The sequence below is a fragment of the Alicyclobacillus shizuokensis NBRC 103103 genome (assembly GCF_001552255.1).
In the GTDB taxonomy this organism is placed as follows: Bacteria; Bacillota; Bacilli; order Alicyclobacillales; family Alicyclobacillaceae; genus Alicyclobacillus_G; species Alicyclobacillus_G shizuokensis.
Genome location: NZ_BCQV01000006.1, coordinates 1 through 20,672, shown reverse-complemented (window position 1 = coordinate 20,672; position 20,672 = coordinate 1). Strand labels below are relative to the sequence as shown.

At 62.4% G+C, this 20,672-nt stretch carries 18 protein-coding genes and 1 riboswitch; of the genes, 13 read left to right on the top strand and 5 right to left on the bottom strand.

Annotation, left to right across the window (positions count from 1 at the left end; all coding sequences use genetic code 11):
- The first annotated feature begins 48 nt into the window (after positions 1 to 48).
- A complete protein-coding gene (yajC, locus tag ASH01S_RS03120; RefSeq protein WP_067923299.1) occupies positions 49 to 393 on the top strand; it encodes a preprotein translocase subunit YajC in 345 nt (114 codons plus the stop codon).
- A 63-nt stretch (positions 394 to 456) separates the two neighbouring features.
- Here yajC and ASH01S_RS03115 read toward each other — a convergent pair whose 3' ends face one another.
- A complete protein-coding gene (locus tag ASH01S_RS03115) occupies positions 457 to 855 on the bottom strand; it encodes a TIGR04086 family membrane protein (protein ID WP_067923296.1) in 399 nt (132 codons plus the stop codon).
- A 272-nt stretch (positions 856 to 1,127) separates the two neighbouring features.
- Between ASH01S_RS03115 and ASH01S_RS03110 the strand changes: the two genes are divergently transcribed.
- Positions 1,128 to 3,230, top strand: a complete 2,103-nt coding sequence (locus tag ASH01S_RS03110; RefSeq protein ID WP_157066959.1) for a GGDEF domain-containing protein — start codon at positions 1,128 to 1,130, stop codon at positions 3,228 to 3,230.
- A gap of 120 nt (positions 3,231 to 3,350) precedes the next feature.
- On the top strand, positions 3,351 to 4,040 hold the full coding sequence (locus tag ASH01S_RS03105; RefSeq protein WP_245628912.1) for a DUF421 domain-containing protein: 690 nt from the start codon (positions 3,351 to 3,353) through the stop codon (positions 4,038 to 4,040).
- Between the two features lie 92 nt (positions 4,041 to 4,132).
- Here the strand turns inward: ASH01S_RS03105 and spoVB are convergent, their stop codons facing one another.
- Positions 4,133 to 5,716, bottom strand: a complete 1,584-nt coding sequence (spoVB, locus tag ASH01S_RS03100) for a stage V sporulation protein B (RefSeq protein WP_067923290.1) — start codon at positions 5,714 to 5,716, stop codon at positions 4,133 to 4,135.
- 252 nt (positions 5,717 to 5,968) lie between these two features.
- Here spoVB and ASH01S_RS17810 point away from each other — a divergent pair, with 252 nt between their 5' ends.
- The 9 genes from ASH01S_RS17810 to ASH01S_RS03055 all read left to right on the top strand — a co-directional run bounded on the left by ASH01S_RS17810 (position 5,969) and on the right by ASH01S_RS03055 (position 15,481).
- Positions 5,969 to 6,301, top strand: a complete 333-nt coding sequence (locus ASH01S_RS17810) for a post-transcriptional regulator (protein ID WP_083516788.1) — start codon at positions 5,969 to 5,971, stop codon at positions 6,299 to 6,301.
- A 97-nt stretch (positions 6,302 to 6,398) separates the two neighbouring features.
- Positions 6,399 to 7,661 (top strand): protein translocase subunit SecD, encoded by a 1,263-nt coding sequence (gene secD, locus ASH01S_RS03090; protein ID WP_067923286.1) that lies wholly within the window; start codon positions 6,399 to 6,401, stop codon positions 7,659 to 7,661.
- On the top strand, positions 7,658 to 8,572 hold the full coding sequence (gene secF, locus ASH01S_RS03085; protein ID WP_067923283.1) for a protein translocase subunit SecF: 915 nt from the start codon (positions 7,658 to 7,660) through the stop codon (positions 8,570 to 8,572). The genes secD and secF overlap by 4 nt, the downstream gene beginning before the upstream one ends.
- A 68-nt stretch (positions 8,573 to 8,640) precedes the next feature.
- Entirely contained in the window at positions 8,641 to 9,582 is a 942-nt protein-coding gene (locus tag ASH01S_RS03080; protein ID WP_245628911.1) for a cation diffusion facilitator family transporter, read from the top strand.
- Complete coding sequence (gene recJ / locus ASH01S_RS03075; RefSeq protein WP_067923278.1) at positions 9,579 to 11,576, top strand: single-stranded-DNA-specific exonuclease RecJ; 1,998 nt, start codon at positions 9,579 to 9,581, stop codon at positions 11,574 to 11,576. The genes ASH01S_RS03080 and recJ overlap by 4 nt, the downstream gene beginning before the upstream one ends.
- A gap of 36 nt (positions 11,577 to 11,612) precedes the next feature.
- The gene (locus ASH01S_RS03070) at positions 11,613 to 12,125 is read left to right on the top strand and encodes an adenine phosphoribosyltransferase (protein ID WP_067923276.1); all 513 of its coding nucleotides are present in this window, start codon (positions 11,613 to 11,615) and stop codon (positions 12,123 to 12,125) included.
- Positions 12,126 to 12,226: 101 nt separating this feature from the next.
- Positions 12,227 to 14,323 (top strand): RelA/SpoT family protein, encoded by a 2,097-nt coding sequence (locus ASH01S_RS03065; RefSeq protein ID WP_245628916.1) that lies wholly within the window; start codon positions 12,227 to 12,229, stop codon positions 14,321 to 14,323.
- A 34-nt stretch (positions 14,324 to 14,357) separates the two neighbouring features.
- Complete coding sequence (dtd, locus tag ASH01S_RS03060) at positions 14,358 to 14,807, top strand: D-aminoacyl-tRNA deacylase (protein WP_067923273.1); 450 nt, start codon at positions 14,358 to 14,360, stop codon at positions 14,805 to 14,807.
- 26 nt (positions 14,808 to 14,833) lie between these two features.
- Positions 14,834 to 15,481 (top strand): MBL fold metallo-hydrolase, encoded by a 648-nt coding sequence (locus ASH01S_RS03055; protein ID WP_067923270.1) that lies wholly within the window; start codon positions 14,834 to 14,836, stop codon positions 15,479 to 15,481.
- 71 nt (positions 15,482 to 15,552) lie between these two features.
- Here ASH01S_RS03055 and ASH01S_RS03050 read toward each other — a convergent pair whose 3' ends face one another.
- The 3 genes from ASH01S_RS03050 to ASH01S_RS17805 are packed head-to-tail and all read right to left on the bottom strand — an operon-like array spanning position 15,553 to position 18,281.
- Positions 15,553 to 16,281 (bottom strand): potassium channel family protein, encoded by a 729-nt coding sequence (locus tag ASH01S_RS03050; protein ID WP_067923267.1) that lies wholly within the window; start codon positions 16,279 to 16,281, stop codon positions 15,553 to 15,555.
- Between the two features lie 12 nt (positions 16,282 to 16,293).
- Positions 16,294 to 17,607, bottom strand: a complete 1,314-nt coding sequence (locus ASH01S_RS03045) for a TrkH family potassium uptake protein (protein WP_067923264.1) — start codon at positions 17,605 to 17,607, stop codon at positions 16,294 to 16,296.
- Positions 17,604 to 18,281: a CheB methylesterase domain-containing protein gene (locus ASH01S_RS17805; protein ID WP_169794173.1), complete on the bottom strand. Its 678-nt coding sequence runs from the start codon at positions 18,279 to 18,281 to the stop codon at positions 17,604 to 17,606. Before ASH01S_RS17805 ends, ASH01S_RS03045 begins: the two co-directional genes overlap by 4 nt.
- Before the next feature lie 320 nt (positions 18,282 to 18,601).
- Positions 18,602 to 18,697, top strand: a riboswitch (cyclic di-GMP riboswitch).
- Between the two features lie 101 nt (positions 18,698 to 18,798).
- Here ASH01S_RS17805 and ASH01S_RS03035 point away from each other — a divergent pair.
- On the top strand, positions 18,799 to 20,672 hold a 1,874-nt coding region (locus ASH01S_RS03035), incomplete at its 3' end, for a methyl-accepting chemotaxis protein (protein WP_157066958.1).

Below are 20,672 nucleotides of genomic sequence, written 5' to 3'. Positions count from 1 at the left end.
CCGCCGGTCTGCACGTCGGGTGGTCGTGACGAGAGAGGATGTGTCGGTTTGCAGTCCAGCAGTTCGATTATTTTTATCGTGGTCATCCTGGCTCTGTTCTATCTGCTGATGTTTCTGCCGCAGCGGCGGAACCAACGACGGCGCGCTGAGATGATGCGCAATTTGTCGCCGGGGGCCGAGGTCATGACATCAGCCGGGATTTTCGGCACGGTCGTCGAAGTGGGCGAGGAGCGGGTTACGGTGGAGATTGCCCCGGATGTCGCCGTTCAGGTGCACCCGCAGGCCATCGCCAATGTCGTCCGCGCCGCTTCCGACGAGGAAGCTTCAGAGTCCGTGGCGGCGCGGGACAGGGAGTCAGATGAACGGGAGGACTCGTCGGCCGGGGATGATTGACGTTGCCCAGGCCGGTGGGGGGGCGACAAGGCCGCCCGGGTTGAGGCGGCCCTGCTCTGGATGTTAATCCTCGATGCGTGTCGTGCTCGCACCGATGATGCCTGTGAAGGCCCCGATCAGGGAGATGATACACACGCGAAGCACGCTTGCAGGGTCCAGGGCCGTTGTGTCCGGGTACAAGCCCAGCCCGATGCCCAGCAAGATCCCTGCGTAGGATAGCCCCACAACGCCGCCGTAGTACCATCCCCTGGTTGCTCCGGCGCGGCTGCTGATCAGCGCCCCGCAAATCACGGCGGCGCAGCGAATGCAGTAGGCGGCCGTGTCCAGCTGAGCTGCGGACGCGGACCCGAAGTGGGCCCACATGGCCACGAGCAGAGCCCCAACGGCGGTGACGAACAGGGACCAAGCGAGTCCGAACAGAACGGGAAACCGACGGAACGAGTTGGAATCGTGCTCCGCCACTGTGCATCCTCTCCTTGCCAAGGATCGGTATTCGGTGCCGCCATGCTGATTCTATTCCCCCTGTCCATCATTTATGAAATTCATGTACAATAGATTGTGCAACGTTGGAAATTCGGGACAATCCATCCATGACAGAAAGAGATTCGAGAGATCCTTGGAGTCTATGAGATATGGCGGCGCTTGGGGCGGGAAGGTGCCTTTGGAGTGGGTGAGGGCATTTGAAAGGTGACCGGGCGGCCTTAGCCGGAGTCTTCGAGTTGGGTGTCGGTTTGATGGGAATCCTCCTTGCATGCAGCGCGTTTCCGGGGTTGACCCGGATCCCCCTCTGGCTGCTTCTGTATTGGTTTGCCCTCGCTACCGTGCTCGAAGCCATTCTAGTGCCGACTGGAAAGACTCTGATAACTTTGATTGTCGCATTGCCGATTGGCGTAGCCCTGGCTTACGGGGTCGCTCCGGCGATGTGGCTGCTGGTGGTGGCAGAGCTGTGTACGCCCTGGCTTCGCCAGCCGCGGCCGCGCTGGACCAGCACATTGTTTAATGCCGGCCAGTACGCCGTGAGCGCCTGGGCTATGGCGCTCGTCATGCGCGGGGTGGCCTCGTTTGGCATGTCCACGGCCGTCGGAGTGCAGCGGTTTATGGCCGGTCTGGCCGGCGCTGCTGTGTTCTTCGTGGTCAACCACGGGCTGGTGCAGGTCTGCGCCTGGCTGTGGGGACGGTTTTCCTGGAGCAGCGCGAGGGAGGCGGCCGCTTGGGACGGGATGACCTACCTGATTGCGATCCCGTTCGACGTGGTCATGGTAGCGCTCCAGCCCATCAACCCGGTGCTGGCCGCCATCGCCGTTCTGCCCATCGTGTTGCTCGGCCATCTGCTGCGCATGTACCGCAGGATGGCCCTGATGCAGCACGTGCACCAGTTGACCGGACGACTCGCCGCCGAGTTTGACGTGGACCGTATCTGTGAGGAGGCGGCGCGCTTGGCCGCGAAGCTGACGGATGCCGACTCGACCGCCATCTTCACGCTGGACGAGCGGGATCGCATCCTCTTACCGAACGCGATTTACCCCATGGAGACCTCGGCTTCCTATCAGTTGGACGGGTGGCGGGAGGAGGACGGCAGCGTGGTGTGGCAGGTCACGCAGGGGGCGGGCATGATCTACATTCCCGATGCGCACAGGGATCCGCGCCTGCGCCGCAACAGTGGATTGCCGACAGCTCGGTTTCGCAGCGTGGCGATGTTCCCCCTGCGGGCGCAAGGGCACGCTCACGGCGTGATGATGTGTTTCGCAGCCAACAGCTCTGCGTTCACCAGCACCCTGGAGTACGTGTCGGCCTTGGCTGCCCAGGTAGCCATGTTGCTGGAGAACGCCAAGCTGTACCAGGAGTTGCAGGAGTTATCCTGGCGGGATGGCGCGACGGGACTGTACAATTACCGATTTTTCTATGCGGCGCTGGCGGGGCGGTTGCAGGCGGCGCGTGAACACGGGCAGCCACTGACGGTCGCCGTCGTCGATGTGGATCTGTTTAAGAAATTCAATGATACCTACGGGCACCTGGCGGGGGACGCGGTGCTGAAATCGGTTGCCGGGCTCCTGTCGCAGCTCGCCGGCCCCGGTGCCATCGTGGCACGTTACGGCGGTGAGGAGTTCGCTCTCATCCTCCCCGTCGATCCGCGCGCAGCATGGACAGTCCTGGAGCGGATGCGCGACGAGATCAGTCGGCATGTGGTGGAATTTGACGGCCACCGCCTGCAGGGCCTGACCGTAAGCTGTGGCTTTGCCTCCTTTCCCGACCACGGGAGCAACGACAGAGACCTCCTGCTCAAGGCTGACTCCGCCCTGTATTGGGGAGCGAAGCAGCGGGGGCGCAATCGCACGGTGGTGTATTCGCCGGAGTTCGATGCGCAGCTGTTTGTGGATGACCTGACGGGACTGTACACGCTTCACTTCATCAACGTGTGTTTGCGTGAGGAGCTGGCGCGCGGGGTCCGTACTTGGGGGGCCATCTGTCTGGACATTGATCACTTCTCCCAGGTCAACCAGACGTTTGGCTTTGACGCCGGGGATCAGGCGCTGCGGGGCGTCAGCCTGGTGCTGAAAGAGTCCCTGCGCCAGGGCGAACTGGCCTGCCGTTACGGCGGCGACGAATTTTTCGTCCTCCTGCCGGTCCGCTCCCAATCGGAACTGGACGCGGTGGCGGAACGTCTGTTGGAGGCGGTCGCCAGCCGCTCTGTCACGCTCAATACAGAGGTGAGCCTGACACTGAAACTCAATTGCCGGACAGAACTGTTCACGGAGTTGAACGACTTCACCGATTTGTTGGACCGGGTGGGAGACCTGTTTGCGGAGCTGCATGCGGAGGAGGCGTCGCAGGCCTGAGCACTTCCCTTCTGGCATCATACTGCCTCCTCTCTTGGCTCATACTGATGATCAGGCGCGGATCTCACTCTCCCCTGGATGACGGCGCCGCAGTCTGTTACCGGTTGGGGGCGGTTGTTTGTGTTGGAACTGCCGCTGTGGCAGTTGTGCGTGCGCATCGTGGTGCTGTACCTGTCGGTCATGTTGGCCCTGCGCTTGATGGGAAAACGGGAGATTGGCCAGCTGTCGGTGTTCGATTTCGTGGTTTCGGTGATGATCGCCGAGCTGTCGACCGTGCCGATGGAAGACACCCGCGTACCGCTCGTGCAATCTCTCCTGTGCATTGGCGCCTTGGTGGTGTTGCAGATCCTGGTGGCGCTGGTGCAGTTGAAGAACCACCGCTTCCGTCACTGGGTGGAGGGGGAACCAACCGTCCTGATTGAACACGGACAGATTCGCGACAGGGAGATGGCCCGCTCGCGCTACACGATGCACGATCTCTTGACCCAGTTGCGGGAAAAGGGGTTCGCCAACGTGGCCGATGTCGAGTTTGCGATTCTGGAGACGTCCGGCCAACTCAGTGTCTTTCCCCGTCCGGAAAAGCAGCCGCTGACGCCGGCAGACGCGGGACTTGTTCCGGAGTTTGCCGGCATGCCGATGCCGCTTGTGGTGGACGGGCGGGTGGTTGAGAAAACATTGCGCCAAATTGGGCAGAGCCGAGAGTGGCTGGAGGCGGAAGTGTGCCGGCGCGGTTACGGAGACCTGACGGATGTCGCGTACGCGGCCATTGACGCCCAGGGGCGGCTGTTTCTCGATGCTCGGGACGAGTGAGGGCCGCGCCACGCAGGTCACGTCCGTCCGCTCCTCTGTATACGCGTGTATACGCGGGCGAGATCAGGGCCCGTCATCCTCTGGGAGACGGTTCAAGTGGTGAACGGAAAACATCGCAACACGCGCGCCAAGAGCGGCCCGATGCGCGGAATGCGCGACAGGTTGGACGAGGTCAGCACCCGCATGGATCCCAGCAGCCAGGTGTAGACGGCTCCGCCCACCGCCAGCGCCAACAGCATGGAGACCGTACGGGTTGGCTGTTGGGTTTGCCGCAGAAACTCCAGGACCACCAGCAACCCGAAGGACGCTAGGGCAATTTTCGCGGTGTCGTCAATGCGAATCGCAAACCCGATGTGCCGGTACACGTCGATAAAATTCAACGCCGTTGTCAGCACCACAGAGGCGGATGTGGCCAGCGCCACGCCCAGGATGCCGAGCCCGGGGCGAGCGGCCAGCAGATACATAAGAGCCAGCTGCACGACGCCGCCAATCACTGAGTTGCGCATGGCTGCGCCGGCCCGGTTCAGCCCCTGCAGGATACCGGCCAAGGGGCCGCGCAGGTAGAGCAGAAAACCGCTCGGGGCCATCAGCGCCAGAATCGGGCCGACACTGGGCTCTCCGTAGATGGCTTGGCACAGTGGCGTGGCGAACAAGGTGAGTGCGACCGACATCGGGAACCCCACCAGAGCGGTGGCTTTCCAGGTCTGCATGAGACGCGTCCGGATGCGCTCGGGTTCATCGTCGGCGGCAGCCTCCGACACGGCGGGGACCAGGGTGGTGGCCAATGCGCCCGTGAACACGGTCGGAAAGACCAGTAGCGGGATGGCCATGCCTCCATACTGGCCATAGAGGGTGGTCGCCGCCTGGGTTCCGTATCCAGCCAGCGCGAGCGCCCGCGTGACCAACACCGGTTCGGCCGCATACAGGAGCGAGCCGATGAGGCGGTTGAGCGTCACCGGGGCGGCCACCTCGGCGATGGCGGACAGTGTCTGCCTGGCGTTCTCCAGACTGCGGTTGGGCGCGTCCGCAAACACTACCGATACACGCGCGCGCCGCCGGTATTGAATGATCAGGAATATGAGGCCGGCCAGTTCACCGCACAGCATGCCAAGCATGGCGGCGGCGGCCGCGTAGGCCAGGCTGACGTGAACAAAGTATGCGGCCAGGACCCAGACGCTGCCGATGCGAACCAGCGTCTCCAGGATGGAGGCCCAGGCGGGCGGTGACATGTCCTGCAGACCCTGGAAGTAGCCGCGGAAAATGCTGGCGACGGCAATGACGGAGACAATGGGAATCATCGCCAGGTAGGTCGGATAGGCCATCGGGTTGGTCAGCCAGTATTTGCGCACCAGGTCTCGCAGCAGCCACATCAGAAGGGTGAAGAGGACAGCCATGCTCAAGATGACAACAGTGCTGACACGCAGGACGCGCAAGGTGCGAACCTTGTCTCGCTGGACAACCGTCTCTGCGACCAGCTTGGATATGGCGACAGGCAGGCCAGCGGTGACAAAGGTCAGGATGAGACTGAGAAGGGGGCTGACGAGCTGGAACAGGCCGATGCCTTCGGCGCCAATCAAGCGTGTGAGAAAGATGCGATAGACGAAGCCGAGGATTCGATTGACCAGAGCGGCGGCCATCAGGATTATAGCGCCCTGGAGAAACGAACGGCGGACCACGCAGCAACCCCTCCTTGGCGAATGGACCTGACATCTGGCGCACACCTGCCGCTGCTCGTGGCGGCCTGCACTGGCGTGCGGTTGGACAGACGGAGCACGTCCTACAGCCATCTGTATGCGTCCTTGCCGGCGGATAGTCGCTTGTCTGCAGGAACTCTGCGAAGCGCGACGAACTTGTCTTATAACGAACGACCAGGCGCCAGGCCCATCGTGTAGGCGGACGGTCGTCGCCTTTGGGTAGGGGGAGATGAGATGGGTTGGCAGGAGGAACCTTTGGTTCGCGAGCCGGGAACCTTGGCGGAACCATGGCGCGGCTATGAACCCGACCTGATGAATCTGTGCGCCATCAAGGCGGAAGAGTTTCATTTGTTGGGCTACGAGCAGGTGACAGCCGACGACGTATGGCGCTGCGTGCGTGAGCGGACACGCGGCAGCCAGCCGCTGCACCGCATGGTGGAAGCCATCTTGGGGCTGCAAATCGGTCAGTTCATGAACTACGCGACCCTCGATGCCTATCGAGGGCGCGCGGACGACGAGAGTCCGTTGGCCGCACTTCCCTGGTTTGACGGTGGAAAGCGCGGTTGATTATACTAATGGACGTGTTGTTTTCGCGGGAGGTGCTCAAGGCAGGAGTGGTCTGTTTTGAGCACCTCCGTCGGCGCGGTGGGGAGGACAGGCATTGATGAGGTGGGGCCGCTTTCTCGGCTTTCTAGCGATTGTCTGCATCATTCTCGGTGTGACCGCAGGCACTTCCATGAACGTCTGGAAAACCATTCGGCTGGGACTGGACCTGCAGGGCGGCATGGATTTGCTGTACAAAATTGAACCCCCCAAAGGGCAGGCTCTGACCGCAGCCGGGAAACAGGCCCTCTTGCAAGCGGTGCAATTGCGCGTGAACTCGCTGGGTGTGGCCTCGCCCGTGATCGAATTGGAGAGCGGCAACCAAATCCGCGTCGAGTTGGCCGGCAACTTCAACCAGCAGACGGCGGAGCGAGTGATAGGCCAAACGGCGCAACTGCAGATCTACGGCAGCGTCGTGCAAAAAAATGGGAAATGGGTGCCGGACCCCAAGGCCAAGCCGCTCATCACCGGCGCCGATATTCGGCCGAACAGCGCGCAGGTAGGGCAGGACCAATACGGCAACGTTGCGGTTGACGTAGAGTTTAAGGACAAACAAAAGTGGGCCAATATCACCAAGAAATACTTGCACAAGCCGCTGTACACGTTCCTCAACGGACAGTTGTTGACAGCGGCGAACGTGAACGAGGAAATTCCCAATGGACAGACGCAACTGACCGGGAACTTCACGGTCCAAAACGCGACGGAGTTGGCCAAGGAGTTGAACGCCGGCGCTCTGCCCTATCCCTTGAAGCTGGTCAGCTCCATGAATGTCGGTCCCACCCTCGGCATGGTCTCGCTGCGGGCGACGCTGTGGGCGGGTCTGGCGGCGGTGGCCCTGATTTTCATCTTCATGCTGATGGTCTATCGGCTGGCTGGATTGGTTGCCGATTTGGCCCTTGTCGCCTATGGCTACCTGACGCTGATCACGTTTTCCGGCATGCATGTGGTGTTGACCCTCTCCGGCTTGGCGGCGCTGGTGCTCGGCGTCGGCATGGCCGTGGATGCCAACATCATCACCTATGAACGCGTGAAAGACGAAGTACGCGCCGGCAAGAGCCTGCAGTCGGCTGTGATTTCCGGGAACAAGCGGGCGCTCCGGACCATCGTCGATGCCAACGCGACCACGTTCATCGCCGGCGCGGTGATGTATTGGTTTGGAGAGGGAGATATCCGCGGCTTCGCAGTGGCCTTGATGATCAGCATTGTCATCAGCATGTTGACGGCGGTTCTGCTGAGCCGCGCCATGCTGCTCTTGCTCACTCGCTCGGGCGCCGTCCGCCGACCGTGGTGGTACGGTGCGAAGAGAGAGGGGGTGAAGGCGTGAAGGTGCACTTCGACATCGTGCGCCGGCGGCATTGGTTCTTCGGGTTGTCGCTCGCCATTACCGTCGTCGGTTTGATTGTGTGGGCCACCATGGGATTCAACTTAGGGACCGATTTTAAGGCTGGATCGCGGGTGCAGATGGACCTCGGCCAGCCGGTGGACATTGCGCAGGTGCGGTCGATGATGAACGACGCCGGGCTGCCGGTCGGACAGGACGCCATCACCGTCGCCGGCGCCAATAAACAGACGGCCGTTGTACGCTTTCCCCAGGTGCTGACGCAGGCACAAGTGGCCACCATCAATCGGTTGGAGAAACAGCGGTTCCCAAACCAGCATGGGTCCTCCATTTCGACGGTATCCCCGTTCGTGGCCCAGGAGACCTCGCGCAAGGCGGTCTGGGCGGTGCTGCTGGCGTCCTTGTTCATCGTCGCCTACCTCGCGGTGCGGTTTGAGTACCGGTTTGCGATTGCGGCCATCATCGCGCTCCTGCATGACGCGTTCATCGTGATCTCGGTGTTCGCGATGTTCCGCCTGGAAGTGGACCTGACGTTCGTCGCCGCGGTGCTGACCATCGTCGGCTACTCCATCAATGACACCATTGTCATTTTTGACCGTATTCGGGAGAACCTCAAGCTCACGCCACCCAAGACGTACCATGATCTCCAGGAGCTGGTCAACCGTAGCCTCTGGCAGACCATGACGAGGTCTATTAACACCGTCGTGACGGTGCTGATAGCGGCGGTGATGCTGTATCTGTTCGGCGGCCAGTCGATACACAACTTCACGCTCGCTCTCATCGTCGGGCTGGTCAGCGGGGCTTACAGCTCCATCTTTATCGCCAGTCCCATCTGGCTCGTCTGGCGCGGACGGGGATTACCCCGCGGCGAGGCGGAAGGGGTGCCGGGCGCATAGGCGGAAAACTTGGTGGTACGGGGTGCGCTCCTGTCGGAGCGCATTCTTGATCCGTGTGGAGGAGAGGCGTGTTGCGGGGGCCGACGGATCGAGAAATGCAGATAGCCGCCTGGAGCGGATTGGTGGTCAACGTTCTCTTGACCCTATCCAAGGCGGTGGTGGGCGTGAACGCGGACAGCCGTGCCCTGCTAGCCGATGCCGTGCACTCCGGTGCGGACGTGTTCGGGTCCATCGCGGTCATGGTCGGCCTGAGGGTGGCACGCAAGCCTCCGGACGCGGACCATCCCTACGGTCACGGCAAGGCGGAGTTGCTGAGTTCCGCGGTTGTCGCGGCGGTGTTGGTACTGGCTGCCGTGCAGGTTGGCTACGATTCCATCAGCTCCCTGTTCACGGCCGTCTCTCCGCCTTCCGCGCCGGCGGCGTGGATGGCCGCAGCAGCGATTGTGGTCAAAGAAGGGCTGTACCAATATTTCCACCGGCTCGGGCAACGGCTGCAAAGCCGCAGCCTGTTGGCCAGCGCCGTGGACCATCGCTCCGACGTATTCGCCTCTTTGGCGGCTCTCCTCGGCATCGTTCTGGCCCTCGTCGGACAGCGGGCGGGCGTGCATTGGCTGCTCTACATGGACGGGGTGGCCGGCGCGTTCGTGGCCTTGTTGGTGCTGAAGATGGGCTACGACCTGGCGCGGGAGACCGCCCAGCCGTTGATGGACCGGGTGCTGGAAGGGCAAGAGATGCTGCCCTATGAGAGGTGTGTCAGCGGGGTGCCAGGCGTGCGGAGAATCGACGGACTGCGTGTGCGCGATCACGGTCAGTACGTGATTGTCGACGTCAAAATCGGCGTCGACGCGGACATGACGGTGGCCCGCGGGCACGCCATTGCGGCCGACGTCAAGCAGGTGCTGATGCAGGAGTTTCCCAGGGTGCTGGACGTGTTCGTGCACGTCAACCCGTATTATCCGGATCCGCCTGTGGACCAGGGGCGCCGGGACAGCGAGGAGGGCGGAGTATGACCACACCATTGTGGCGCACGGCGCAAGTTGATCCGGCGCGGGCGAAGGCGCTGGCCGAGAGGCTGTCGATTCCGCTGCGTGTTGCCCGCTGGCTGTGCGCGCGCGGATTGGATGCGGAGGACAACCCGGCGCAGTGGTTGACCCCGTCCGCTGTCCCTTACACCTCGCCGTTCGCCTTTTCCGACATGGCGGCGGCGGTGGGGCGCATCGGGCAGGCGGTGCGCGCAGGCGAGCGGATCGCGGTGGTGGGGGATTACGACGTCGACGGTGTCACGGCCGCCGCTATCCTGGCTGACACTCTGGGCGCGCTCGGGGCCGAGTGCGTGTGCGTCTTGCCGCACCGGGAGCGGGACGGATACGGGCTGTCCCATGTGTTGGTCGACCGGGCGCTGGCGGCCGGGTGCCGGTTGCTTGTGACCGTGGACAACGGCATTCGCGCCGAGGCGGCCGTGCTGTACGCGTTGGCCCAGGGGCTGGATGTGGTGGTGTCGGATCACCATGAGCCGGGGGAGGGGCCGCCGCCGACTCGGATTCCGGTCGTTCACTGGTCGCGCGCAAGCCATCCGGATGCGCTCAAGCGGTTGTCGGGAGCCGGCGTGGCCTGGAAGCTGTGCCAGGCGCTTCTGACGGAAGCCGGCGGCCTGGCAGCTCCCGCGGTGGAGCGGGCGCGAGTGGGGGAGGCGTTTCGCCTGGGCCTGGCGGCCCTGGGCGCTTTGGCGGACGTGATGCCGATGATAGGTGAAACTCGGCGGCTGGTCGTCGAGGGGCTGGCCGCTCTTCGCCGCTGTCGCCGACCGGGGTGGCTGGCCTTGTGCGCAGTGTCGGGTGTCGATGCGGACAGTGTCACGGCCAGCGACGTGCTGTGGCGGATTGCCCCGCGGTTGAACTCCGCCGGGCGCATGGACACGGCGGAGCACGCGCTGGCCCTGCTGCTTGCCGCCGATCCCGGCGAAGCCCAGGCCCGCGCCGAGGACATTGAGCGGCTCAACGGCCTGCGCAAGGTAGAAACCGAGCGGGCATTCACGCAGGCGCAGGAGCAGGCGCGGGAGCAGATTGCGGCCGGATGCGGCTTTTTGGTGTCCCACGGGCCTTGGCCGCTCGGCGTGGTCGGCATCGTCGCCGCGAAACTCAGCGAGACATACGGGATGCCCGCCTTGGTGCTGGCCGACACCGGAGACACCCTCCTGCGGGGATCCGGCCGCGCTCCGTCTGGCTTTCCCCTGCACCAGGCGTTGGCAGACAGCGCTGAGTTGTTCGACCACTTTGGCGGCCACGATGAGGCGGTCGGTTGCGGCCTGTCGCGGGAACGCCTGGTGGAGGTCCGCGAGCGGCTGAGCGCGTTCGCCGCCGCTTGGCAGTCTGAACGCCTGCCATCGGCGAGCACACCGCAGGTCCTGGCCGACGACTACCTGCCCCTCGCGGATGCGACACTGGAGTTGGCCGCATGGATAGACCGCCTGGGACCGTACGGACCGGGTCACCCCATGTGGCGGTTCTGTGTCGGCCCGGCGCGCATTGTCCAGGTGCGCTGGATGGGAGATGGCCGCCATGTCCGGATCAAGGTCAGCGAGGCCGGAAACTTCCAGGATTTGGTTTGGTTCCATGCCCCGCCTTCGGTGTCCACGTGGAAGCCGGGCGATACGGTGACCGCGATTGTCGAGTTGGAGCAGAACGTTTGGCAGGGCCGGGTGCGCGTCCAACTGCGGGTCATTCAGGCAGGACTCTCCAATCGTGTGCTGACGCGTGAGCATTTTGCCGACCTGTATCGCCTGCTGCGGGCGCGCCGTCGTCTGCAGGCCGTCGAGGCGGTGCGGGAAGCGCCGGGCTACGGACTGGATCAGGTGGCGACGATGCTCAACACGTTTGTCGAACTCGGGTTTGCTCGCTTGTCGGATCACGCGTATCATGTTGTTGAATCGGCGGCGCCGCGCGATTTGCGGGAAGCCGCACACTACCGTGACCATTTGCGGACGAACGCGGCATGGTCCGTTTGACGAAGGGTCGGTTTCATATTGGATAAGAGGGAAACTATGGAGTTTAGGCGGCTCATCCGGGAGATTCCGGATTTTCCTCAGCCGGGAATTTTATTTCGTGACATCACTCCGCTCTTGGCCGACGGTGCCGGGTACAGGCGGGCGATTGAGACGCTGGCCGAGTTTTCACGGGGGGTGGGCGCCGACCTGATAGTGGGCCCGGAGGCGCGCGGGTACGTGGTCGGGGCGCCACTGGCCTATGCCCTGGGCGTAGGCTTCGTGCCTGTGCGCAAGCGCGGCAAGCTGCCTGCGCAGACGGTGAGCGTGGAGTATCAATTGGAGTACGGCACCAACGTGCTTGAGATTCACACGGACGCGGTTGCCCCCGGGCAGCGGGTGGTGGTGGCCGATGACCTGTTGGCCACCGGCGGCACCATCGGGGCGACCATTGAGTTGGTCCGCAAGTTGGGCGGGCAGGTTGTCGGCGCCGCGTTTTTGATTGAGCTGACACACCTGCGCGGCCGGGACAAGCTGTCCGATATCACCATCCGAACGTTGGTTGAGTATTGATGGCTATGGCACAGCAATGGGCGCGGCAGGGGAGTGGTCGTGTGTCCATCGAGGACCTCTGCGAGAAGGTGGCAGGATACGCAAAACCGGAGGAGCTCGCTATGGTCCGCCGGGCTTACGCGCTGGCCGAAAAGGCACACAGCGGCCAGCGGCGTAAATCGGGCGATCCGTACATCACCCACCCGTTGGCTGTGGCGGACATTTTGGCGGACCTGCGCCTGGACACCACGACGCTCGCAGCCGCGCTGCTGCACGATGTGGTCGAGGACACGGCCGTGTCCGATGAGGAGATTGTGCGTGAATTCGGCCCGGAGGTGGCCGCCCTGGTGGACGGGGTCACGAAGCTGAAACGGATTAAATTCGACTCCCGGGAGGAGCACCAGGCTGAAAACTTGCGCAAGATGTTCATGGCGATGGCCAAGGACATCCGCGTCCTCTTGATCAAACTGGCCGACCGGCTGCACAACATGCGCACCCTGCGTTACCAGACGCCGGAGAAGCAGGTGCGCACGGCCCGTGAAACGCTCGAGATTTTCGCGCCTCTGGCGCACCGGCTGGGCATCTACACGGTGAAATGGGAACTGGAGGATACGGCGCTGCGCTACCTGAACCCGCAGCAGTATTATCGCATCGTCAACCTGATGGCGAAAAAGCGCCGGGAACGGGAGCAGTACGTCGAAGGCGTGATGCAGATCCTGCGCCAGCGCCTGCAGGAACTGGATATCCAGGCGGAGGTCTCCGGGCGCGCCAAACACATCTACAGCATTTACCGGAAGATGGTGACCCAGCACAAAGAGTTCAACGAGATCTACGACCTGTTCGCCGTACGTGTGATTGTGGACAGCATCAAGGATTGCTACGGGGTTCTGGGCGTCGTGCACACACTCTGGAAGCCGATGCCGGGCCGCTTCAAGGACTACATCGCCATGCCCAAGGCGAACATGTACCAAAGCCTGCACACCACCGTCATCGGCCCCAATGGGGATCCCCTGGAGATTCAAATTCGCACCTGGGAGATGCATCAGACGGCGGAGTACGGGATTGCCGCCCACTGGGTGTACAAAGAGGGGGCACAACGGGCGGAGGGCAAGTTCGCCCAAAAGCTCGCCTGGTTCCGGGAGGTCCTGGAATGGCAACAGGACTTCCGCGACGCCCAGGACTTCATGGAGACGCTGAAGATCGACCTGTTCTCGGACGAGGTGTTTGTGTTCACCCCCAAGGGTGATGTCATTGAACTTCCGACGGGATCGGTCCCGATTGATTTTGCCTATCGCATTCACACCGACATCGGCAACCGCTGCATCGGCGCCAAGGTCAACGGCAAGATTGTGCCGCTGGACTACAAACTGAAAACCGGGGATATTGTCGAGGTCCTGACCTCCCGCCACAGTTACGGGCCCAGCCGTGATTGGCTGAAAATTGTGCAATCTTCTCAGGCCAAGAGCAAGATCCGGCAGTGGTTCAAAAAGGAAAAGCGTGAAGAGAACATCAATCGCGGCCGTGAATTGATTGAGAAGGAGTTGGTCCGGCAGCGGTTGAATCCAACTGACCTGATGACCTCCACCTACGTCGCCGATATCTTGCAGAAGTTCAATTTCAGCCGCGAGGACGACTTGTTTGCCGCCGTCGGTTACGGTGCGTTGAGCCCTGCTCAGGTGGTGACACGGCTGGTCGAGCGCTACCGCAAGGACCATGAGGAGACGACGATTGAAGTCGTCAACCGAGAGTTTCCCTCCCGTGCGCGACGCAATCCGACCGGTGTGCGTGTCCAGGGAGCGGACAACCTGTTGGTGCGTTTCGCCCGTTGCTGCAATCCGGTTCCGGGCGATGACATCCTCGGCTTTGTGACGCGCGGGCGCGGGGTGTCGGTGCACCGCACGGACTGTCCGAACGTGAAGGAACTGCGCGCCGACGCGGAGCGGATGTTGCCCGTGGAGTGGGCTCCGACCCCCGATTCCGATTTCCGCGTGGAGCTGGAGATCTTGGCTCTCGACCGGAATGGCCTGCTCAACGAGGTGCTGATGGCGATGGCCGAGTCCAAGACCGAGGTCAGCGCGGTCAGCGGCCGGGCGGATCACCAGCGGATCGCCCACATTCACCTGAGTGTGCGCGTTCACAACCTGGAACACCTGCGCAGCGTGGTCGAGCGGCTGAAGCGGCTCAAGGATGTGCAGAGCGTGCGGCGCGTGATCCAGTAGAGCACGATGACTGAGCCAAAAGGGGGAGGAGCCGGTGCGAGCGGTGGTGCAGCGGTCAGGCCCGGCCGAGGTGACGGTGGGTGGCCGTGTGGTCGGCCGCATTGATCATGGGTTGGTGGTCCTGCTCGGTGTGGGCGTTGAGGATACGGAACAAGACGCCGACTACGTGGCGGACAAGGTGGCCCGCCTGCGCATCTTCGAAGATGAGACGGGACGCATGAATCGTGACGTGCTGGCCGTCGGAGGCGCCATCCTGTCGATTTCACAGTTCACCCTGTACGGGGACGTGCGCAAGGGGCGCCGCCCCAACTACATGGCGGCGGCTGCGCCGGAGTTGGCGCGCGCTTTGTACGACCGGTTCAACGCGCGGCTGCGCGGCTGTGGGCTGCGCGTGGAGACAGGGCGGTTTGGTGCCATGATGCAGGTCTCGTTGGTCAACGACGGGCCCGTCACAATTCTCGTGGACAGCAAGCGAGGCTTTTGACTACGAGTTGTGGAGGTGGCTGCAACGTGCACGTCGAGGCGTTTGTGGTGAGCCCTTTTGGCTCCAATTGCTACGTGCTGGCGGTCGCGGAAGATGCGGGATCGCCCGCGGTCATTGTCGATCCTGGGGATGTGTCCTTGGATCCCGTGTTTGCTCACATTGAAGAGAAGGGCTGGCGGGTGACCGCGGTGTGGAACACGCACGCCCACATCGACCACGTGCTGGGCGTCGATGTGGTGCGCCAGCGCTACGGTGTGCCGGCGTACGTGCACCGCGCGGATTTGCCGCTGTGGCAGCAGGTGCCCGAGTACGCCCAGATGTGGCTTGGCCGCACGGTCGACAAGCTGGCGCCGCCCGACGCGTTTTATGAGGACGGGGACGAGGTGTCGCTGGCAGGGTTGACGTTCTCGGTTTGGCACACCCCCGGCCACTCGCCGGGCAGCGTCTGTCTGATTGGGAGCGAGCTGGCGTTCACCGGGGACACGCTGTTCGCCGGCACCATTGGGCGAACCGACCTGCCGCTGTCCGACGCCGCTGCGATGGAGGCTTCGCTAAGGCGGCTGCTGGCCCTAGACGATGGGTTGCAGTTGTATCCAGGGCACATGCAGTCGACATCGATGGCGGTGGAGCGGCGGACCAATCCGTTTCTGCGGTCGCTCGCCCGGAGCGACTGAGGGAAGGGTATCCGGGAGGCACGGCGCCGGGCCGTCTCCCGGCCCCTCGGCTGACGGGCGTTCGGGTGCCGTCACTCGTCGCCTTTCTCGGCCAGCTTCGCGACGGTGTGCAGGGATTCTGATGATCCGAGCAGGACCAGCTTGTCGTCCGGCTGGATCACATCCTGTGCGGTGACGGGGAACAAGGTTTCGCGCCCGCGCACAATGAGGACGACCTGCACGCCAAAGCGCCGTGGGAGATTCAGCCTCTCGAGGGACTTGTGCAAAAGCTCCCCGCCGGCATTGACCTCCATCATGAACACTTCTTCGTACAGTTCAAACATCTCCAGCACGGCGGAGCGGGTGAGCATGCGCGCCAGCCGTACCCCGGAATCGTGCTCCGGGTACACCACTTTGTCGGCCCCTAGGCGTTCGAGAATCTTGCCGTGCGTGGGGTGCGTGGCCTTGGCCACCACGTACAGGCCGAAGTCCTTGCAGTTGATGGTAGCATGGTTGGAACTGGTCTCGTTGTCGCCAATCGCGACAATCACCGCATCCACGTCTTTGAACCCGGCTTCGGCGAGAAAATCGCTGTCCTCGGCGTTGCCGATGGCCGTATGGCACAAGGGGGCAAACGGCTCCAAGCAAGTTGGGTCCCTGTCCACAATCAGGACATTGTGTCCGTGCCGCAGCAGTTCTTGAGCCGCGCCGGAGCCAAACCGGCCGGCGCCGATGATGCCAATGGTTTTCGGTTGGCGGCGCGTCGTTCCGTTGACGAAACGACCGGGGCCGATGCCCGCGAAGCCGCGATTCTTAGCCATGCTGGATTACCCCTATCCGATGAAAATCTTCTCCGGAACGTGCCGGGCCTTCGATTGGGACTGCTGGGTGATGCTCAGCAGGAAGGTGAAGATGCCGATACGCCCAATATACATCGTAAAGATTATCACCCATTTCATCGGCGTGCCAATCACCCCGGTGATGCCGGTGGTCAACCCCACGGTGCCAAAGGCCGAGACCTCTTCAAACAACACCTTCATCAGTGGGAGGTCCGGCTCCAGGGCGGCGTCAATCAGTGTGCCACCCGTCACCACCCCCATCGACAGCAGAAAAATCACCAGTGCGCGGTGGGCGATGTCGAACGGGATGGATCTCTCGCCGACAACAATCTCCGGATTTCCCCGCACCGTCGCGATCGCGGTCTTGATCAGCGTGTAGAACGTGGTCGTCTTGATGCCGCCGCCGGTCGATCCGGGCGAGGCGCCGATGAACATCAGGATGCACATGATGAACCAGGTGACCTCGCGCATGGACCCGACAGGCACGGTGTCGAAGCCGGCTGTACGGGTGCTGACCGACATGAACCAGGCGTTGAGGAGTTTACTCGGCCACCCCAGTCCTCGCATCGAGGCCTGGGCCTCAAAGGCGAAGATCAGGATGGTGCCGACGACCAGCAGGACGGCGGTCATCAGCAGCACGATCTTCGTGTGCAGGGACAACTTGCGGTGCACCGGGTACGAATACAGTTCCGCCAACACGACGAAGCCGAGTCCGCCCAGAATGATCAGGGCGCTCGTCAACAGGACCACGAACGGATCGTCATGAAAGCCTTCCAGGTTGTTGCTCCAGATGTCAAAACCCGCGTTGTTGAATGCGGAGATGCAGTGGAACACGCTGTACCCAACCGCCCGCAGCCAGGCGTACGCGTACACAAAGTGCAGATACAGGGTCAGCAGCAGGCTGGCCGCCCCTTCGATGATGAAGCTGTAAAACACGATGTTGCGAAATAGGCGCACCACCCCGACCAGGCCGAAGTTGCGGTCCTGAGCCATGAGGATGCGGGTGCCGAGCGGGATGCGGCGGCCCATCAGCAGATAAATGCTCGTTGTGACGAGGGTGATGCCAGCGCCGCCGATCTGGATGAGAAACGCGATGAGGGCGTCCCCGAAGGGGGTCCAGGTGGACTCGGTGTTGACCGAACTGAGTCCGGTGACATACCCGGCGCTGGCGGCAGTGAACACGGCATCGGTGAAACTGACCGGTATTCGGTGTGCGATGGGCAGGAGCAAGGCCAGGCCACCCAGAAGCGCAAACACGGCGTAGCTGACAGCGATGCGCTGGGGGGGTGTCATGCGGCGCCAGGTCATGAAGGTTTCCTCCCTGTCTCTTCTGGGTGTTGGACGGCGGACCCGTCCACTCTCGAGACCATGCGCAGGGCGCGCTGGCGCTCTTCTATGTGCGGCCACAGTGCGTGCAACGGCAGTTGTACGTCCGCCAGCCCCTCTTGGTAGACGGATCTGGGCATGCCGTAGACTGCACAGGTCTCCGGGGCCTCCACCATGACGTAGCCGCGGTATTTGTGCACTGCCCGGCAGCCGTCGGTTCCGTCCCGGCCCATCCCGGTCAGGATGATGGCTAGCAGGTCCTGTCGATACAGGGCGGCCAGGGATGTGAGCGTGACATCGATGCAGGGCCGGTATAAGTATGCCCCGCCGTCCTCAATTTGGAAGCAAACCGCTCCCCGGTCTTCACAGATCCGCGTCTGCCACCCGGCCGGCGCCAGGTAGATGCGGCCGGGCTGCACGGGCTCGCCGTGAACAGCCTCACTCACCGGCAGTGGGCAGAGCCTGTCCAAGTGCTGAGCGAGCGGAGCGGTGAACCCTGTTGTCATGTGCTGGCAGACGACAATTGGGGCTGCAAACCCAGGGGGGAATTCCGGGAGAAGCCGTGCCAGCGCCGCAGGTCCACCGGTGGAGGCGCCAATCAGAACAAGTCTCGGCCAACCGCAGGTTTCTCGTGAAGATCTGTCTATAGTCGTCAATGGTGGCAACCCTCGCAGTCCAGTGTACGGTCTCTGAAATTCGTCTCCCTCAGCATACAACAGCATGTCAGCCTGTACATCAGGCATTTTACGCGCCTAAGGCGTATTTGGACAGGGTCATGTCGGTTATTGTCGGGATTTGTTGGTTGTGGTACCATGGATGCGATGGTATACCCAAGCCCTGCCTGTCCGGTAGGTTCCGAGCGGTCGAGCGGATGCGCCGGTCGGACGCATGGGGTGACCTCTGTGGGGAAGAGGGAGATCGAGTCTTCGTTTGTCTCGTCCCGGAATGAAAGAGAATGCACAAGAGATACATAGAGCAACGTTCAGGGCAAACCAGCGGAAACGCTGGGACGCAAAACTACGGGTCTACGGGCTGCAGCTAAGGCCAAGTCTAGGATCGCCGGGTTGCCGTTGAATTGGCAGCTCGTGCGGGCTGCCTTTTGCTTGCAGGCCGTCAGACAGAGACAGGCAGTGGAAGTTGCCAATCTGCACAGAGGTAAGGGTGTGTATTGTGGTGAAGTTTGCGGATCTTCGGTTTCATCTGCCGTCGGTCGGCCACTACGGCCGGGTCGGGTCTGTCGGGACACGATTGTTAGTCTCCTTTCTCATCTTCTTGACAGTGCCAACTGTGGTGATAGGTTGGTTCTCCTTCCAGGCCGCACAAACCCAGGTCAAGTCGGAAGTAACGTCCTCCGCTGTTTCCGGGGCCACGGTGTTCGACCAATCTTTGACGACATTTTTCACCCAGCAGGAGGAAAATCTCACATTCCTCGCAGATGATGTCGACTCCATCTTGATGACAGGCAACACAAGCCTGCTGAACACGGAACTGCAAAACTTCTATACTTCGCACGATGGTCTTGTCCTGCGCGCCTATGTGGGGACCGACAAGGGGGTCTTTGTCCAGCCGGCGGGGGCGCAGAACAACAGGTTTGATCCCACCAAGTCGAGTTGGTACAAACAGGCTAGAAATGCCGACGGCTCCATCGTCATCGGATCGCCGCAATACGATAAAGCGAGCAGCACCTACGTGATCCCGATTGCGCGGGCGTTGCCGAACGGAGACGGAGTCATTGGTCTGGATCTGTTGGCCAGCCCGATAGTCAGCATGGCGGAGGATGTAAAAATCGGGCGGACGGGGCACCTGGCGGTCATCACGAACGACCATGTGGTCATTTCGGAGAAAGGAATGCGCACCGGCACGGTACTCAAGGATACCGCCTGGAAGCCGATGTTTTCCGGAACAACGGGTGCGTTTGACGTGGGTGGCAACGGTCAGGAGGCGCAGCACATCGAATTTATGACCAATGCGCTGACTGGCTGGAAAGTGGCGAGCGTCATCTTGCCGAGCGAATACAGCGCCGCCACAGCTCCCATTCGCAACGCCACCATCTACGACATTGCTATCACGCTGGTTATCGGGCTCATCCTGATGTTCTTCGTTGTCCGCTCCATCACGGAACCGTTGGCCGAGTTGGTCACGGCGGCGCAAGAGATCGGCGCTGGCAATTTGACCCGGCGCATTCGCGTTGGACGGCGTGACGATCTAGGACGTCTGGCCGAGACGTTTAACGCCATGGCGCAGTCGCTGCAGAGCATTATCCGCGACGTCAGCCAGACTGCGCAACAGGTATCCGCGTCAGCGGAGGAATTGACCGCCAGCGCGGAAGAGAACAGCCGGGCGACGGAGCAGGTCACATTGACCGTGCAGGAAACGGCGGCCGGCATGGAAAAGCAGGCGCAGATTGTCGAGCATGGGCGCCAGCAGGTGGCAGAGATGGCTGGGGAGATGGAGCAGGTACGGGACGCTTCCGAACAGGTGGCCAGCGCCGCACAGGATGCTTCCCTGGTCGCGGCTCGCGGCCAGACGGATTTGGACGACGTCATTGCCCAAATGCGGGCGATTCAGGAGCGTGTCAATCGGCTGGCTGAACAGATTCAGGGACTTGGTGAACGGTCGCGAGAGATTGGGTCCATTATTGAGGTCATCACCAACATCACCGATCAAACCAACCTGCTCGCGCTCAACGCCGCTATCGAAGCCGCCCGGGCTGGTGAATTGGGCCGTGGTTTCGGGGTGGTGGCCGACGAAGTGCGCAAACTGGCCGAGCAATCAGCAGAGTCGGCACAGCAGATCGTCGCGCGCGTCGAGGCCATGCGCAAGGATACGGACCAGGCGGTGCGGTCGATGGCGGAAAGCGTCGAGGCGGTTGGACAGGGTGTGGACCGGGCCGGACGGGCTAGTGCCTCCTTCCAGCAGATCTTGCAGGCGACCTCGGATGTGGCGGCGCAGATTGAGGCGGTGTCGGCGGCGGTGGCACAGATGGCTGAGCACACCGAGCAGTTCCGGATAGGAATGGACGGGGTGGCGACCGTCACGGAAACCAC